This is a genomic window from Alicyclobacillus suci, assembly GCF_017329615.1.
GTDB lineage: Bacteria > Bacillota > Bacilli > Alicyclobacillales > Alicyclobacillaceae > Alicyclobacillus > Alicyclobacillus suci.
This window is the reverse complement of sequence record NZ_JAFMTW010000231.1, coordinates 1-262: the sequence shown is the minus strand read 5'-3', so window position 1 is coordinate 262 and position 262 is coordinate 1. Positions and strand designations below refer to the sequence as shown.

Below are 262 nucleotides of genomic sequence, written 5' to 3'. Positions count from 1 at the left end.
ATACGCGCTCTACTACAACCCGTGTGGTTGGTCCAATCCGGCGGCCATGCCCGCGGGACACACGCCGTTCAACCAAGAGCCCGCGGGACAGGGGGTGCAGGCGGCGCGGGCCAACGCGTTTGTCAACGCGGCCGGGTACACGGCTCTCGACAGCCTCACGCTCGCCGTGATGCTGTCGTACTACGCCGTGCACGGCGCGTTTCCGCGCGGCTACACCTCGCTGCCGGCGCAGGAGGTGCCACAGCGCGTGTGCGTGACCGGG

General features: G+C 69.5%; 1 pseudogene. It reads left to right on the top strand.

What is annotated here, in order from left to right:
- Positions 1-262, top strand: a pseudogene (locus tag J3482_RS20540) (hypothetical protein); the annotation flags it as partial.